The 16,247-nt window shown below is 63.2% G+C and carries 12 protein-coding genes; 5 read left to right on the top strand and 7 right to left on the bottom strand.

The annotated features are described in order from the left end of the window. Positions 1–214: 214 nt before the first annotated feature. From ACW4QM_RS09455 to queA, 4 genes are all read right to left on the bottom strand, one after another. The gene (locus ACW4QM_RS09455) at positions 215–1,642 is read right to left on the bottom strand and encodes a helix-turn-helix domain-containing protein (RefSeq protein WP_349051102.1); all 1,428 of its coding nucleotides are present in this window, start codon (positions 1,640–1,642) and stop codon (positions 215–217) included. A gap of 156 nt (positions 1,643–1,798) precedes the next feature. Beyond that, entirely contained in the window at positions 1,799–3,439 is a 1,641-nt protein-coding gene (locus tag ACW4QM_RS09450; protein ID WP_451918063.1) for an FAD-binding protein, read from the bottom strand. Between the two features lie 373 nt (positions 3,440–3,812). Beyond that, positions 3,813–4,787, bottom strand: coding sequence for a hypothetical protein (locus ACW4QM_RS09445; RefSeq protein ID WP_455798392.1), 975 nt, complete (start codon positions 4,785–4,787; stop codon positions 3,813–3,815). A 735-nt stretch (positions 4,788–5,522) separates the two neighbouring features. Further along, positions 5,523–6,620 (bottom strand): tRNA preQ1(34) S-adenosylmethionine ribosyltransferase-isomerase QueA, encoded by a 1,098-nt coding sequence (queA, locus tag ACW4QM_RS09440; protein WP_161127392.1) that lies wholly within the window; start codon positions 6,618–6,620, stop codon positions 5,523–5,525. Positions 6,621–6,903: 283 nt separating this feature from the next. On the opposite strand from queA, the gene tgt reads away from it, so the two are divergent. Together tgt and ACW4QM_RS09430 are read left to right on the top strand one after the other, a co-directional pair. Continuing rightward, positions 6,904–8,049 (top strand): tRNA guanosine(34) transglycosylase Tgt, encoded by a 1,146-nt coding sequence (gene tgt / locus ACW4QM_RS09435; protein ID WP_161127391.1) that lies wholly within the window; start codon positions 6,904–6,906, stop codon positions 8,047–8,049. Positions 8,050–8,318: 269 nt separating this feature from the next. After that, positions 8,319–8,687, top strand: a complete 369-nt coding sequence (locus ACW4QM_RS09430) for an Hpt domain-containing protein (RefSeq protein ID WP_173113593.1) — start codon at positions 8,319–8,321, stop codon at positions 8,685–8,687. A gap of 76 nt (positions 8,688–8,763) precedes the next feature. On the opposite strand, the gene ACW4QM_RS09425 is transcribed toward ACW4QM_RS09430, so the two are convergent. Continuing rightward, on the bottom strand, positions 8,764–9,456 hold the full coding sequence (locus ACW4QM_RS09425) for a flavin reductase (protein ID WP_173113596.1): 693 nt from the start codon (positions 9,454–9,456) through the stop codon (positions 8,764–8,766). Between the two features lie 115 nt (positions 9,457–9,571). Here ACW4QM_RS09425 and ACW4QM_RS09420 point away from each other — a divergent pair, with 115 nt between their 5' ends. Together ACW4QM_RS09420 and ACW4QM_RS09415 are read left to right on the top strand one after the other, a co-directional pair. Next, a complete protein-coding gene (locus ACW4QM_RS09420) occupies positions 9,572–9,697 on the top strand; it encodes a hypothetical protein (RefSeq protein WP_269434837.1) in 126 nt (41 codons plus the stop codon). Continuing rightward, a complete protein-coding gene (locus ACW4QM_RS09415) occupies positions 9,694–9,936 on the top strand; it encodes a hypothetical protein (RefSeq protein WP_173113599.1) in 243 nt (80 codons plus the stop codon). Before ACW4QM_RS09420 ends, ACW4QM_RS09415 begins: the two co-directional genes overlap by 4 nt. 96 nt (positions 9,937–10,032) lie before the next feature. Here ACW4QM_RS09415 and ACW4QM_RS09410 read toward each other — a convergent pair whose 3' ends face one another. Beyond that, on the bottom strand, positions 10,033–12,756 hold the full coding sequence (locus ACW4QM_RS09410; RefSeq protein ID WP_451917131.1) for a transglutaminase domain-containing protein: 2,724 nt from the start codon (positions 12,754–12,756) through the stop codon (positions 10,033–10,035). Between the two features lie 16 nt (positions 12,757–12,772). Beyond that, positions 12,773–15,496 carry a S8 family serine peptidase gene (locus ACW4QM_RS09405; RefSeq protein ID WP_173113605.1) on the bottom strand — a complete coding sequence of 908 codons (2,724 nt, stop codon included), beginning with the start codon at positions 15,494–15,496 and terminating at the stop codon, positions 12,773–12,775. 235 nt (positions 15,497–15,731) lie between these two features. Between ACW4QM_RS09405 and ACW4QM_RS09400 the strand changes: the two genes are divergently transcribed. Further along, a partial coding sequence (locus ACW4QM_RS09400) for a transposase (protein WP_455798391.1) occupies positions 15,732–16,247 on the top strand: 516 nt, incomplete at its 3' end.

The following is a 16,247-nucleotide window of genomic DNA, read 5'->3' as shown; positions in this document are numbered from 1 at the left end:
TCTCTTGCGCGAAGAGCGCCCCAGCCTCCCCCGAAGCGGCGCTTTTGCGTTAACTTGCCTATTGTGCCATAAATGAACCGAAGGTCAAAGCCCTATTCCGACATCGCAACAACTTATGCGGCATAATCGGAAGCGCCTCGGGAGCCTCGGAGGCGCGCCCCAACGCCGCAACGCTCCTCCGTTCGGCGGCGAGCCTCCGCTGAGCGGGCGCGCCCTATCTCGCGCCCAAAAGCGCCACGAGCTCGCGGCGGTTCGCGACGCCGCACTTCTCGTAGATGTGGCTCATGTGCGCCTTGAAGGTGCCCTCGGCGATGAACAGCTCCTGCATGATGGCCGGGCCGTTCTTGCCCTGGGCCACCAGCGCCAGAATCTCGGTTTCCCGCGGGGTGAGGCGGGCGTGCTCGGCCAGCTCGGCCGCCCGCTCGTCGCGCCGCAGCTCTTCCGGGGTCTTCTCCACAAGGCCGCCCGCATCCAGGATGCGCACGCCCCAGCGGCTCGCCAGTTCCTTCTCGGACAGCAGGATGAGCGTGGCCGCCAACATCATGGCCACCACCGCAACCGCGATGACCGCGTCCTGGGCGCCGGCGTTCATGCCAGCGGCGGCCATGGCCTCGGCGACCCCCTTGCCCCAGATGACGAACACCTGCTCGGCGCCTTTGATGGCGGCGAAGATGACGACCGTGACCCCGAGGCGCTTCGAGATGTCGTACAGGAGCAGCGCCACGATGATGCCCACGAGCGAGTAGCTCATGGAGATGAGATAGCTGGACGCCGCCGTGCCGAAGACGCCCTCGACGGGCACAAGCAGAAAGCCGCACACGATGAGCACGAGCGGCGAGCGGTACAGCGTCCCGATATTGAAGCGGTTCGAGAAGAAGTAGGCGCTCGCGAACAGCACCGCCATGACGATGGCCGTCGAGACCGACGAGTGCATGCCGGCGCCGGCGGCCAGCTGGTGCTGGCGCAGCCCGTAGGCGAAGGAGTACAGGGCCAGAAGCACGAAGATCTTCCACGGGTAGGTGAACTTCGGAATGACCGGCGAGGGGCGATCAGCGACGGGCAGCGCCGAGAAGGCCCGGCGCAGGCAGAGCAGCGCCACCGGCGGCAGGATCACCAAAGCGCAGGCCACGCGCAAATCGTCCAGGCCGTCGCAGAAGAACACACAGACGACGGCCACCAGCTGGGAGGCCGTCGTGTACAGGAAAATGCGGATGAGCGAGATGCAGCTTAGGACCTCGGCCCACAGAAGCAGGAAGAGGCCGAAGCCCGCGCCTCCCGCCGCCGCGCCCGCGGCCACAAGGGCAATGGCCGCCGGCCCTGCGACCAGGCCGATGCCGACCGCAATGAGGCACAGCGACGCCGCGACCATCAGCGCCGCCGACGCTGCGCGCATCCGCCCCGTGGCGTTCAGGGGCAGAAGGCGGCGCGCGGCGAGCGCCACCGCGATGGAGATCAGACAGAACGCGTAATCGAAGACATCGTGCAGATCGAAGGCGGCCGGCAGCGCGAGGGCCGGCGCCGCCACGGCCAGCGTCACCCAAGCGCGGGCGCAGCCGAGCGCGAACAGGTAGGGCAAGATGCCCCGCAGGTACAGGGAGCGATCCTCCCTCCCCTTCCGTATGTCCTTCAGCAGATTCCCCATGGCGGCCATTATAGCAGGTGACGGGGCCGGCTGGCGGGGAGGTCGGCGCTTTCCCGAGCCCCTTGCCCATCGGAGGATGCAAACGCTCGCAAACAAAAGCCCGGCCGACGGGGAGGGAGCGTCGGCCGAGCACGGGAGGGTGAGACGGCGGGTGTTTTAGAGACTCGCCACCAAGCGGCCGGTGTAGTAGCCCGAGGTGATGGCGCGGCCGATGGAGAGCCCCTCGATGTCCATGGGGTAATCCACGCCGCCGAAGAACTGGCCCGAGGCGTTGCCCACGGCGTACAGACCACTGATGGGCTCGAACTCCCCGTTCAGGCACTGGTGGTTGCTATCGACCACAAGGCCTCCCAGAATGGCCGGCAGCTTGTTGGAGCCGCGGGGGATGGCGTAGTAGGGGCCGCCCTCGATGGGCACGAGATACTTGGCGGCCTTGCCGAAGTCCTCGTCGCGGCCGGCGGCGCACAGCTCGTTGTAGCGGGCCACGGTGTCGGCCAGCGCGGCGGCGTCGATGTTCGTGAGCTTCCAATCGTTCTCGGCGGCGTAGGCGTTCATGGCCTCGGCCAGGCCCTCGATGGTGTCTGCGGTGATCCACTTCTCGGGGTTCACCTTGTTGTCGCCGTTGTACTGGGAGATGTCGTAGGGGCTGGCGGCCTTCCACTCCTCGTAGAAACTCTCCCAGTTCGCGGGCACCAGGCTGAAGAACTTCGCTGCCGTGGAGTCGGTGAAGCCAGCCTTCGCCAAGTACGGGCGGGCGAAGTTATTCATGTAGCCCATGCGGCAGCAGGTCTCGTCCATGAAGCGGTTGCCCTCCTGGTCGACGAAGAGGAAGGGCATCTCCAGGCGCACAGCCGCCGGCTCGCCGTGGATCATCTTGGTGTGGGTGTGCGGCGTCATGATGGCCCCGGCGTTCATGCCGGCCACAAGCGCGCTGCCGTCGCGGAAGTCGGTGAACAGCGAGAAGCCCTTGGTATCCGGCGCGTAGTAATCGAGCATCTCCTGGTTGGAGGAGTAGTCGCCGCAGGCCAGAATAACGCCCTTGGTCGCCGTGAACAGGTGGTGCGCCCCGTCGGCATCCTCGCAGATGGCGCCCGTGACCGCGCCAGACTCGTCAGTGGCCAGCTGCTTGCAGGGCATGTTGTAGAAGAACTCGGCGCCGGCGGCGGCCAGGTTCTCGGCGATCACCGTGGCGGCGGCGTTGTGGTTGCCCTCCACGTGGAAGTAGGTGTTGGCGTGCAGGTGGATGTCGTAGCCGTTGTAGGAGAGCACCGCGTCGTGGGGCTTGCTTTCCACGCCGCCCTTCGCCGCCTCCTCGGCCCACCAGGCGAGAGCCTCCTGGGAGTTGTGAGCCCAGATGTTCACGAGGTCGCGGTTGGAGCGGTAGTCGCTCTTCCAATTGATGAAGCTCACGCAGGCCTGGACGGCGGCCTCGTCGGTCTGGGTGAGGTCGATGGAGGCGGCCATGTTACCGGTGGTCTGGGCGGCGTTGATGTTCTGCACGCAGGCCACGCGCGCGCCGGCCTCGAGCGCGGTGTGCACGGCGGACAGGCCCGACTCGCCGGCGCCGACCACGACGACGTCGTACTCGTGGGTCTCGGCGAATTCGGTGATGGGCTCCTGGGGCGCGAGGAACGCGGGGCCGGCAGCGGCGCCCGTGTCGGCCAGGCCCTTCTCGGCGGCGGCCTCGGCGACGGTCTTGGGCTGGCCGCAGCCGGCGAGCGTGCTGGCGCCGGCCACGCCTAGCGCGGCCAGGCCGCCGAACTTGAACAGATCGCGACGAGTAACGGTGGTGGTCATGGTGAACTCCCTCTCTTTCCGTTGCGCGGGACGCCTCTCATGCGCCCTCGTGCCTCTCCTTGCGCCGGGCGCTCCTTCGCGCCTTGCGCTTTGTCGGGCGCCGCGCGCCCTCCTTGACAGATGCCGCCCGGGGAACCACGACCGCGGCCTTCACCGCCGCTCTCGCACTCGGGCAGCCTTCCAGCTGCCGCCCGAGTACGGCACCCCGCGACAACCTTCAACTTGTGTGCGGGCTCGGCACCCCGTGACGATCCCCACTATGGACGCCGCCGCGCCATCGCGCATCGGAAAGCGAGCGAGAAAAAGATTATTCTCGTAATCTTTTCCCTAATCCTTTACTCTGAACTGGGAAAACTATTTTCTTGAAAAGCACCTAGCGAGGCTGCTCTTTGAGACAGTAATCCTCGAGCGACCAGCCCATGCGGAACAGATGCGCTTGCCGGTTCGCGAATTCCTTGCTTTGGGGACGAAATCTTTTGCCCCGCCGGCGATAGCACTGCTCGGCAATGCGCCGCATTTCGCCCGAATCGCCGATCTGCCCCGCCGTCACGGTAACGACCTTGTAGCCGTCTGCCTCCAGCGCCAGGCGCTTCTGGGCGTCTCTCGTCAACTGTGAGGAGCTGGTGTGCTCGGCCGTTGAGTCGTACTCGATCGCAAGGCGAGCATCAGCAAAGAGGATATCAGGGACGAGCGTGGTGCGGCGTGCTATCTGCTGGGCCTTGTGGCTCGGCCGCAACCGCCGGTTTACCGCAAGGCCCGAGAGCTGAAAGCCGCCATAGCGATGAGGCAGCCCAAACACCATGGCGAGAAACGCCTCTGGAGGAGAGGCCGCACCTTCCGTAACCCACGGGAGCGCCCGACGAGCCTCCTTCACGCCCTTGATTCCGGGGTTGGCGCGAAGGAACGCTTCAATGCGCCGCTTCGAGGTAAGGGGCTCGCGTTGCCCAAGCTCGCCGCCCTTCCCGGCGTCGAGGTAGAAACGCCCACAAAGCACATTGCCCGCCCGAACGAGTTCGTGAAAGGAGAGCGACTGCGCAAGCTGCACGAAGCACAGCTCGGGACAGGACACGAACACGCCGCTTTCCACGCGGCAGAAGTCCTTTCCCTTCGGCATGCGAACCACAAGATGGCAGATCGCTTCCGACAACGGCCTTTTGGTATGAGACGTCGTAGAGACATGATGCGGCCGGGGCAGGAACGGGAAGATTCCTTCCAAATGGCGCAGTGCTTCAAGGACGGGCTCGCAATTCTTCAGAATTTTCGCCGACACCCTGCATGAGGCATCGGGCGCCGACGGCGCGCAAAGCCAATAGGAGAAAGCCGATGTGCCAAAGAGGATCAACCGCATTCGCGGCATTCTAAGACCTCTGCTCGCCACGTGTTCTCGGAATAACGCGATACATGAAATATCCTCTGCTGAAAGTAAATGCATCATCTTTTGCCGAGCGAGTGCCCTGCTGCCGACGCAGAACGAGACCAGAAGCAACGCTCGAGAGAAAAGCAGGCGAAGAAGCGGGTCCAGCGCCCGAAGGCAAGACCGGGCGAGCCACATGCGCTTAACGCCCAAAGCAAGGGATGCGGAACCGCACTGCTTTCACGGAACAACGCAGAGCCCCGCCTCGCCGTATGCCACCTTCTCCGCGCGAAGCTGGCATGATGGCTTGAAAATGACGAAAGATCGGAATGCAGTAGAAAATCGGCGCTTCAATCGCTTGAAATGGCTTGAAAAACACGAAAGATCAGCAGTCGACGCCCATAAAAGGACGATTACGCCTCGATTCGCGAAGTTTTCCCAGGTAGCGTATTACAACGAAACGCGTTTTTCGCCTCCGACGCCGATGTTTCGTGATTTTCAAGCCATTTCAGCAAGCAGCGCCCGCAGTTTTGCGCGCCAACGCAAGCAAGAGGTCGAGATGCCCCGCGTGGTGGGGGGAAGGGACCCGCGGATTTGCACACAACGCGACATCGCCGAAGGAGGGCGGTCGCCTCGCCGAAGGACGGCCGTCCCTAAAATCGCATTTTGCAAGCCAGACAAAGGGAAACAGGGAACCGCTCGACATGAACAGGCGAGTTGCAAACGCGTTTAATGCAAGAACATGGCGTCGCCGAAGGAGAGGAGGCGGTAGCGCTCTTCGATGGCGTGCTGGTAGGCGGCCAGAATGTTCTCGCGGGTGCTGAAGGCGGAGACGAGCATCATGAGCGTGGAGCGCGGCACGTGGAAGTTAGTGATGAGGGCATCGACCACATGGAACTCATAGCCTGGCAGGATATAGAGGCTCGTGGCCTCGCGGTCGCGGGCGACAAGGGCGCCCCGGCCGCCGTCGGCCTCGGGATCCCAGGCGCTTTCCAAGCTGCGGACGCTCGTGGTGCCCACGGCGATAACGCGGCCGCCTGCGGCATGGGTCGCGTTCACGGCGTCCACGGTGGCCTGGGTCACCGTGTAGAACTCGGTGTGGATGTGGTGCTTCTCCGGGTCGTCCTCGTCCACCACGCGGAAGGTGTCCAGACCCACCTCCAGCTCCACTGTGGCCCAACCGATGCCGCGCTCGCGCAGACGCTCGATGAGCTCGGGCGTGAAGTGCAGCCCGGCCGTGGGCGCGGCCGCCGAGCTTTCCCGGCGCGAGTACACCGTCTGGTACAGCTCCTCGTCGCCGGCGTAGTCGCGGATGTAGGGCGGCAGCGGCGTATGCCCCACGGCATGCAGGGCCTCGTCCAACGACGGCAGCGTCGTGGAAAGACGCGCGACACGTTCGCCGCGCTGGCCGTCCCGGGCCCAATCGATGATCTCGGCGGAAAGCACCACCTCGCCTGCAGCGTTCGAGAAATCCACCACGGCCCCGGCACCCGGCTTCAGGCGCTTGCCCGGCCGCACGAGCACCTCCCAGAAGGCCACGCGGTTCGTCCGCGGCTCGGGGCCTCCGCACTCGCGCAGCAGAAACACCTCGGCCGCCCCGCCCGTGCCCCGCTTGGCGCCGAGCAGGCGCGCCGGCATGACCCGCGTCTCGTTGGCCACGAGCAAATCCCCCGGCCTCAAGTAGTCGACGATGTCCTTGAAGATACGATCTTCAACTTCCCCGCTTTCGCGATCCATCACGAGCAGTCGGCACTCGTCGCGCACGGCCGCTGGCTCCTGAGCGATAAGCTCTTCGGGCAAGTTGTAGTCGAAATCATCGGTTCTCATGAAAAGCGCTCCTTTGAATGCATGCAGGCGCTATACTACCATGACCTTCGATGACCATGTGTCGTCCGGGCTCGGAGGGGGTGCTCGCAGACCTCTGAACGCCCCGCGGAGAACGCGATCGTTAAGAAATAGCTTCCACTTCAGCAGCAGCGATGCCGGGATGGTACCCGCTGATGTGCGTCATCTTCGCTATTTCTGTTATCGCGTTCGCAGCGGGAAAAAGCGTTCAGCGGGCTGCGAGCACCCCCTCCGAGCCCGGACGCCCCCGATGTTAGGAACTTTCTTGGCACTGTTCGATTGCACATGCGATGCCGTAAGCGGGCACGCCCGCGCGCTCACCTACACCACCGCCCACGGCGATTTCCACACGCCCATGTTCATGCCCGTGGGCACCTCCGCCACGGTAAAGGGGGTCACCACCGACCAGCTGCGCGAGCTCGGCAGCCAGGTGGTGCTCGCGAACACCTACCACTTGGCCATGCGCCCCGGCGCGGAGCTGGTGGCCGAGGCCGGGGGCATCCACCGCTTCATGAACTACGACGGCCCCATGCTCACCGACTCCGGCGGCTTCCAAGTGTTCAGCCTCGCCGACACCGTGAAGCTCTCCGACGACGGGGTCACGTTCCAGTCCATCTACGACGGCAGCAAGATCCACTGGACGCCCGAGGAGAACATGCGCATCCAGGAGCTCATCGGCGCCGACATCGCCATGCAGCTGGACCAGTGCGCCCCTTACCCCGCCACCCGCGAGTTCGTGGCGCGCGCCGTGGACTACTCCAGCGCCTGGGCGCGTCGCTGCCTGGCGGCGCATACGCGCTCCGACCAGACGCTCTTCGGCATCGTGCAGGGCGGCATGCACCTGGATTTGCGCTTGGAAAGCGTGCGGCGGCTGCGCGAGATCGAAGAGGAGTCGCTCGCCGGGGGCGGCCGGCGCTTCGGCGGCTACGGCATCGGCGGCTACTCCGTGGGCGAGGACCACGAGGTCATGTTCGAGACCCTGGGAGAGGTGGCCCGCGCCTGCCCGGACGACCGGCCGCGCTACCTTATGGGCGTGGGCAACCCCACCACGCTCGTGCGCGCGGTGCGCGAGGGCGTGGACATGTTCGACTGCGTGCTGCCCACCCGCACGGCCCGCATGGGCACGGCGTTCTCCAGCGCCGGCCGCATGAACCTGCGCAACGCCAAGTACGCCCGCGACTTCACGCCGCTCGATCCGGCCTGCGACTGCCCCACCTGTCGCAACCACACGCGCGCCTACATCCGGCACCTCGTGAAGCAGAACGAGATGCTCGGCGCCATCCTGCTGTCGGTGCACAACCTGCACTTCCTGCTGGATCTCATGCGCCGCGCGCGGGAAGCCGTGCTCGCCGACGCCTACGAGGAGTTCTTCGAGCAGTGGATGGAAAGCGACGCCGCGGCGGACTACTAGGAAGCGACGCAAGTTTTCTGCATCTGACTTCGGCAAACGTTATTGACCATCGTCAATACCATATCCGGGAGCAGCAGTGGTGACGATTCGTCAAAATTCAGATTACAACTTGTTGACAAGTGGCTACGAAACGTAAACGAGTAGGCCCGTGCGCTGACAGCTTCGTGACGTGCGATTACACTGTGGAGCAAAGTTACCAACGCGACTGCCGTCCAAAGAAGAGGAGAGAGGGGCGCGGGCGCCGGAATTTGCACGGGAAAGGAGCGATCATGACCGCTCAGATCGCAGACAAGCTTCGTCCCTTCGGCATCGATTACGTGGACGCCATGGACCGCTTCGGCGACAACGCCGAGCTGTACGAGCGCTTGGCGTTGAAGTACCTGGACGACGGGAACCTCGTGGCGCTTCAGGCCGCTATGGAGGCCAAGGACTACTCCGAGGGCTACAGCCAGGCCCATGCGCTGAAGGGCGTGGCGGGCAACCTGTCGTTCAAGGATCTTTACGACTGCGCGACGCTCGTCTCCGACGCGCTGTACGCCGGCGAGTACGACGCCGCCGAGAAGCACCTCCCGGAAGTGGAGCGCACCCACGCGCTCGTTATCGAAGGTTTGGAAGACTGGCGCAACGGCACGCTGTAGGCGCGGCGCAATCCCCGACAAACGAAAGCCCCCCGGCGCAAATCGTCGGGGGGCTTTTTCGGTTCGAGACCCGGAACTACAGCTCCACGCGCTCGAACATCTCGCGGGGAGCGCCGCAGATGGGGCACATGTAGCCCTCGGGCAGGCCGTCCGGGTAGCCTTCCTCGATGTAGCCGCAAATGGTGCAGCGCCAGGCGATCTTCTTGCCGGCCTCGGGCGCGCCAGCGGCCGTCTCGGTGACCCCGGGAACCGCGGCCTCGTCGCCGTTGTTGTAGGTGGCGGCCTTGGGCGGAGTCTTGCCGCCCTTCACGGCGTGGTAGTAGGCATAGGTGAGCGGATCGCCAGCAGAAAGCACCTCGGCCTCTTCCACAACGCCTACGAACAGGTAGTGGCTGCCCACGTCGATGGTCTCGGTAACGCGCACCGAGAAGCGCGCCAGACCATGCTCGGTTACGTAGGGCACCTCCGCGCCGTCGACCGCGCTCGCGCAGGCGGCGAACTTGTCGGTATCGGCAGAGGTGTGGAAACCGAAGGTGCCGATGAGCTCCATGGGGGCGTCCTCGGCGAGCACCGTGGCGGCGAAACGGCCCGACTCCAGGATGGCGGCGGTGGTGGCGTTCTCCTTGTTGAGCGACACCGACAACGTGGCCGGCTCGCTGGCCACCTGCACGAGCGTGTTCACCACGCAGCCGCAGCGGCGCTCGCCCGCTTTGGCCGTGATGAGATAGAGCCCCGAAGACAGGGAGCGAAATGCCTTGCGATCGATCATAAAAAGTCCTTTCTGCAGGCCCGAGAACTGAACCCGAAGGCCATCCCAAAAGCGTTGGATGCAATGACTCGCTCGATTATACTTCGTCTCGCCGACAAACCGCCCAAGGAGACCTATGCGTAACTCAAACATCGAACTTCTGCGCATCGTGAGCATGGTGCTCATCGTCATGTTTCATTTCAGCGTGCACGGTGCATGGCCGGAAGGCGGCCCGCTCTCGACGGCCGGCGCCGTCTCATGATCATTGGCTTTGTGGCGCTCTCCACCATCCCGACTCTCGCCACGTTCAGCCCCATCATGCGCGCCTGGCTGTGGCCGCACCTGGCATGGGCGTACGCCCTGGGCCCTGCGACGATCCTCGTCGTGGGCGTGCCGTCGGACATCGTGACATACACCATGAATGCGGCCATCGACCTCGCGAGGATTCGCGTGCCGGAACGGCCCGTGATGGGGTGGCTAGAGCAGCGCTGGGGCGAGTAACCGAGCATTTCGAACGGACGACTCTTTCAGATTGAGAAATCGCTCGTTCGAAATGCAGCCGAGGAAGCCAAGACAGAACAGAAAGCCCCGCCTTCCCTATCCGCAATTTTTGCAGACGCGCTTCTTTCCCGATTGCGCTACTGTACCGCTCTTGATGTTCGTGGAGCGTTTAAGCGAGACACAGTCCTTCGTCGTGTGGTAGACCTCCCCGTCGACGACCCAATACACCACAGCTTTTGAACCCGTAACGCTTTGTGCCACGGCGCCATCGGTCTTGTAAGTTGCTGGATCGAAGTAGTAGCGCTGCCCGCCGATGGTCTGCCAGCCGGTAAGGGCCTTGCCGTTGACATCGAAGTAGCTGCGCTTCTTGTCGGCGCTCCAGGTGAGCCACCCGGTGTGCATCTGCGAGGCGGCGTTGAAGTAGTAGAACGAGCCGCCGATCCTGTTCTCCCACCGCAGGGAGCGGGCGGTGGCGGGGTCGAAGTAGTATCGCTTGCCCCACAGGGTGTGCCACCCTGTGCGGGCCTTCCCGTCGTCGTTGAAGTAGCTCTTGGTGCCGAGCTTGGACCAGGTCACCCAGCCGGTCTGCATCTCGGAGGCGGAGTTGAAGTAGTACCACGAGCCGCCGATCCTGTTCTCCCACCGCAGGGAGCGGGCGGTGGCGGGGTCGAAGTAGTATCGCTTGCCCCACAGGGTGTGCCACCCTGTGCGGGCCTTCCCGTCGTCGTTGAAGTAGCTCTTGGTGCCGAGCTTGGACCAGGTCACCCAGCCGGTCTGCATCTCGGAGGCGGCGTTGAAGTAGTACCAGGAGCCGCCGATCCTGTTCTCCCACCTCACCGAGCGGGCGGTGGCGGGGTCGAAGTAGTATCGCTTGCCGCCGATGGTGTGCCAGCCGGTCCGGGCGCGGCCGTCCGCGTCGAAGTAGCTCTTGGTGCCGAGCTTGGACCAGGTCACCCAGCCGGTCTGCATGACGCCTGAGCCGTTGAAGTAGTACCAGTGGCCGCCGATCTTCTGCTCCCACTTCACCGGCTGCCCGTCGGCGCCGTAGTAGTAGGTCTTGCCGCCGACGGTTCTCCACGCATTGCGAGGATTGGTGATATCGAAAGAGATGGTTCTGCTCCCAGAGTAGTTCTTGCCCGCTCCTCGAATGGTCACCGTCGCCTTTCCGACCTGAGTGTTCTCCCCGTAAGACACCTGGTAGTCCGTCCCCGCTTTCAATGTGCGGCCATTATGCGTTACCGTCACATTGGGGCGAATGGGAGAGCCCGTATGCTCGTAAGAGGCTTTGACGCCCGACACGGAAACCGCGCCTGAAGCAATTGAGGCGGGTGCAATCGTCCACTGGTAGCTCCGCGCCGTCTTATCCCCCAACTTGTCCCATGCGTAACCAGCACCAGGAGCAACCGTCGCCGTGTACGTCCCCGCGTCGATGGCCTTCGTTGTTCCAGACAGGGCATAGGATCCCGCAGAGGGAACCGCCAGGCCGGCTTGGCTGGCGCCGTTATAGATCAAGTTCCGAACCACTGTCGGCGCAGATGTGAGAACCGTGAACGTATTCACGGCGAACCTGTTGTCGGCGTAATCGATACGCACGATAGCATCGGCCTGCTGGTTATCCGTCGTCCATTCAGCTTGGTTAAGCTCGTAAGCCACCAGGTTGCTGACAACATTCCGGTAGCTGTCCTGAGCCCAACTCGCGTTTGTCGGGGTTAGGGTGAAGGAGGTCTCCTTCTGATTGAGCTTCCCCAAAATCTGGATCGCGATAGGATCAGACCACTCGGCAATATCGCCTGTTTTGATAAAGTAGCTGTTCTCGAGCGAATCCGCTTCAAAGCCGGCCGTTGGCCCATGATAGCCGGCATTCGCTAGCTTCATAGTTGCATCATCGAGGCCAAATAGAAGATGCGCCTGCTGCTCCTTCGAGAGGAAGCCCGGGATATCGGCGCCCGCGAGGCTGTCTTTCACGTCGTCGTGGGTCGTGTCGACGTGATACCACTTCCCGTCCATCTTCACAGCCGTCCATACATGGCCGCCTCCTTCGACGCGGCCCGTTTCCATGCCTGCCGTCTCGAGGAGCTTAACGTAGGCGGCGTGATAGCCCTCGCAAGTGACCGCCATGCCCAAGAGCGCCCGATCGACGCTCAAGTTCCTGAACGTGTGATCATAGCTGACGTTGTCGATGATCCAATCATGCAGCGCAAGCGCCGTCTCATAGTCGTCCACGTTTCCGTCGGGCAAGCACTCTGCAACGATTTCTCTGGCCTTTTCATTCGCGTCGATAAAACCATCGCCAGCAACTTCGACCTCGAAGGAGAACCGCATATAGCGCGCCGTCTCCGTGTCGCGCACCACAAACTGGTATTGATAACGCCCGGCACCGACGAACTGATAGCTCAGCACGTTGGAATCACGGAAAGTCTCGGCAGGAGGGAAAGTGGGGTCGTATATCCAGATATAGGGATCGTACTTGTAGATAAAGCCTTGCTGGTACTGGTAGCTGCCGGAACCCTTCGGGCCGCCATCGGCAGTAATCGTGAACTCCGTCGACACTCCCGCCTGCGGCTTCTCGTAGGTCACCGTCGCGCTCCATCCGTCAGGATCGACGCTGTGGGCGCGGGCCGTCACCGTTACGACGTCATCACCAGCCAAAGAAGCAGCCTCGACAACAGAGCCCTCCTGCTCAGCGCCATCAGTACCTGCCCCTACCGCCTGCACCACCTGCGGGGCAGACTCCTCGCCAAACGAGGTAGCAGGTAGCGAGAGCTGCATCAGCAGAACGGCCATCACACCTGAGACGATCTTTCGAAATGTTTTCCTCATCGCTCCCCTCCTCGAATTAGCGCGTTTTGAAAGTCAAAGGATCGAAATAATAGTTCTTGCCGCCGATTTTATGCCAACCGACATAGGCCTTCCCGGTCTTCGGATCGAAGTAGCTGCGCTTCTTGTCGGCGCTCCACGTGAGCCAGCCGGTGTGCATCTGCGAGGCGCTGTTGAAATAGTAGAACGACCCGCCGATCCTGTTTTCCCACCTCACCGAGCGGCCGGTGGCGGGGTCGAAGTAGTAGGTCTTGCCGCCGAGGGTGTGCCAGCCGGTACGGGCCTTGCCGTCAGCGTCGAAGTAGCTCTTGGTGCCGAGCTTGGCCCAGATCACCCAGCCGGTCTGCATGACGCCGGAGCCGTTGAAGTAGTACCACGATCCGTCAATCTTCTGCTCCCACTTCACCGGCTGTCCGTCGGCGCCGTAGTAGTAAGTCTTGCCTCCAACCGTCCTCCAAACATTGCGATCGACTTTGACAATTGAGAAGCTGACCGACTTCGTCCCCGTGAAGTTGCCCTTTCCGGAAATGGTCATCTTGGCAGTGCCGGCATTCACGTTGTTGGTATAGCTCACCGAGTAGTCAGTTCCCGCCATTAGCGTCATGCCCTGCCACGTTACCTTGGGCTGAGGCGTTACCGCCTTACCTGTATAGTTCTGGCTGCCAATAGCCTGAATCTGCGCCGATGAGATGTCGGCGGCATTCACCTTGAAGGATCCTTTGAGCGTGCCCCGGTAGGCCCCCACGCCCTCCATAGACACGCTGTAGGTACCAACCGCTTTTACCGTCGTCGGAGAGATCGTCACACGATAGTCACGTCCCTGCACCAACGTGGCTCCGCCGAGTGTCACGGAAACGGCGGGCGTCTGAACCTTGCCCGTGTAGGTCAGCGAGGAAATCGCCAGCTTCGCATTCGCCAAACTCGCAGGCGGTTCCTCTTCGGGAACGTCAGGCTCAACTACTGGCCCCTCTGGCTGAGAAGGGGGCAACGCGGCCTTCACCGCCGCCTCAGCATTCACTAAACCCCAGCCCGATTCGCCATCCTTGCCCGCTGTATGCAAATCGGCGGCGGTGCGGCACAGAACGTCCTTTACCTCGGCCGACGACAAATCGGGGTCGGCAGCCTGCACCAACGCCGCCGCCGCAGCCACCACCGGAGACGCCATCGAGGTACCGCTCATGGACAGATAGCCGTTCTTCAACGTGCCCTCAAACACACCCGTGCTGAAGATGTTCTCACCGGGCGCCGCAATGTCGCACCAGTCTCCGTAGTTCGAGAACCACGAGCGCATGTAACCATCGGCCGATTCCCACGTCTTCATCGAATAGGTACTGGAGTTGCTGGGAATAGCGCCGCGCTTCGAAAGGCTGATGACGCTCAGCGTCGCATCGCAGGCGGCCGGGTACGACTTCGCCGCCGTATGATCGTTGCCCGCCGCGCAGACCTGGACAACGCCCTGTTCGTCCAGCTCGGACGTCTTCTCGTTGAGCGCCGCGATGCACGTCTCGTCGTCGGTGTAAAAACCCAGGCTCATGTTCACGACGCTGCAGCCCATATCGCGTGCCTTCGCCAGCCCGTAAAGGATATCGAGCACCGTCGCGGAGGAGAATCTGGTGCCGTCGTTGTTTTCACCAATGCAGGAGAAGATATCAATCGCCGCAATGGAGACGATCTTATTGGCGAGCGCTGTGCTTCCCCCACTCGCCACACCGAGCACGCCGCCATTACCGGCCTTGGCGCCTATGATGCCCACCACATGGGTGCCATGAGTGCTGTAGAAGGGCATTTCGTTAGTGCCGTTCAAATAGCCGTCGCCTCGGAGCGGCTTGAAGGACACCTTGCCCGCCTGCATATCGACCCAAACGACCTCGCCGCTTCGGCTCATATCGATGGAGTCCTGCAGATCGGAATGGCTGATAGACGCGCCCGTATCGAGCACGGCCACTTTCACGGGCTCAATGCTGCGCCCCGGAGCCGCCAGCAGACTCCACGCTTCCGGGGCTTTTACGGCGCTCAGATACCATTGCTGGCTAGCCAGCTCATCGCCAGTTGCCAGTGGCGATGCCGCCGACGATTGGGCGGAAGCCACCGGCTCGTCGAAGCTTTTGGCCACGTAATTGGGGAAAGCATACTTCACGGCGTCTTCGGCAGAGGCCGCTTCCACGGCGGTGTCCACCGTGATCTCATCGACGATGTCGACCACCGCTGCATCACCGGTTTCGAAGGACGCCGGCTCGGGCTCTCCCTCGGTGCCGATAGTCGCGGCAACATCGCTCTGCTCGGAAACCGAGGCATCTTCCTCGTAGATGACGACAATTTCGCCCGGAACGTAGCCAAGTTCGTCGACGTCCGTCGCCCGCTCTTCGGCGGCGCGTTGCGCCTCGTCGGCATCGGTCTGAGCTAGCACGGCCTCTGCGCCAGACGCAGGTTCCGCAGAAGATTCTTCAACCTCGGGCTCCGCCCTTCCGACATCGGCGGCAGCTTGCTCGAAGGCACCTGCGTTTGCTGCATCCGAGGCCTCCGACTCGGCCGCCGCATCCAAAACCGTCTTGCTAGCAGCTTGCCCCTCCCCCGACGCAGCCCCATCGCTCATGGGCACCGCATCAGCGGTGACAACCCCCAAGGCGGCCGCCTGGCTGAACCCGCCACCCATCGGAGACGCCCAAGCAAGGGTAAATGCAAGCAAGACGGAAAGCGTCGCTCCGAGGGCCGCTTGCCACTTGCGGAAATCGGCGTTTTTCATAAGATCCCGCTCTCTATACACGCCCCAGAAGAACAACGGGGCGACTTTTCTCGTCGCCCCGCATTTTACTTTTCCGACAGTCAACCAGTGTAGGGATGAGGGCGTGCTCATCTAGCCGCCGCGGCAGGGTGGTACAATCACGCTGCCAAACGTAGATTTGCGCGGGTGCCCATCTGGCCCTATGTTTGGCGACGTCCCGGCCGGATGGGCGCCTGCGCGGATGGGACAACGCCAAATGAAGAGCCCGAACCCCTTCTCGGGCGGGGTCGACGCGCTTTCCGACGCGGACTTCGCCCTTCTGGTGGATGCCGTCGAGACCAGGAGGTGCCGCGAGCTCGTCGGCGCCGGGACCTACGACGAGGCGGCGCGGAAGTGGAGGCCGAGGCCGAGGTGCCCGTCGTGCTCGTACGAGGGCTGCGCCTCCGACGGCTCCACGCCCGCGGGCCACCGCGCCTGGTCGTGCGGCCGGTGCGGCCGGAAGTTCAACTCGCTCACTGGGACCGTCTTCGAGAACGCGAAGAGGGCGCTCTGGAGGTGGGTGGTCTTCATACGCCTCATGTGCTTCAACGTGCAGCTCGACGCCTGCGCCGAGCTCTGCGGCATCTCCCACCAGACGGCCTGGGAGTGGCGCCACCGGGTCATGGCCACCGTGGACGGCTACCAGGACCGGATCGTGCTGGGGGGCAAGGTGTGGATCGACGAGATGTACGTCACTGACTCCGACCTCAAGGGTGACCCCGGGTGGAGGCCG

It is taken from the genome of Adlercreutzia sp. CNCM I-6207 (assembly GCF_977072305.1).
This window is presented reverse-complemented; position numbering and strand designations above follow the sequence as displayed.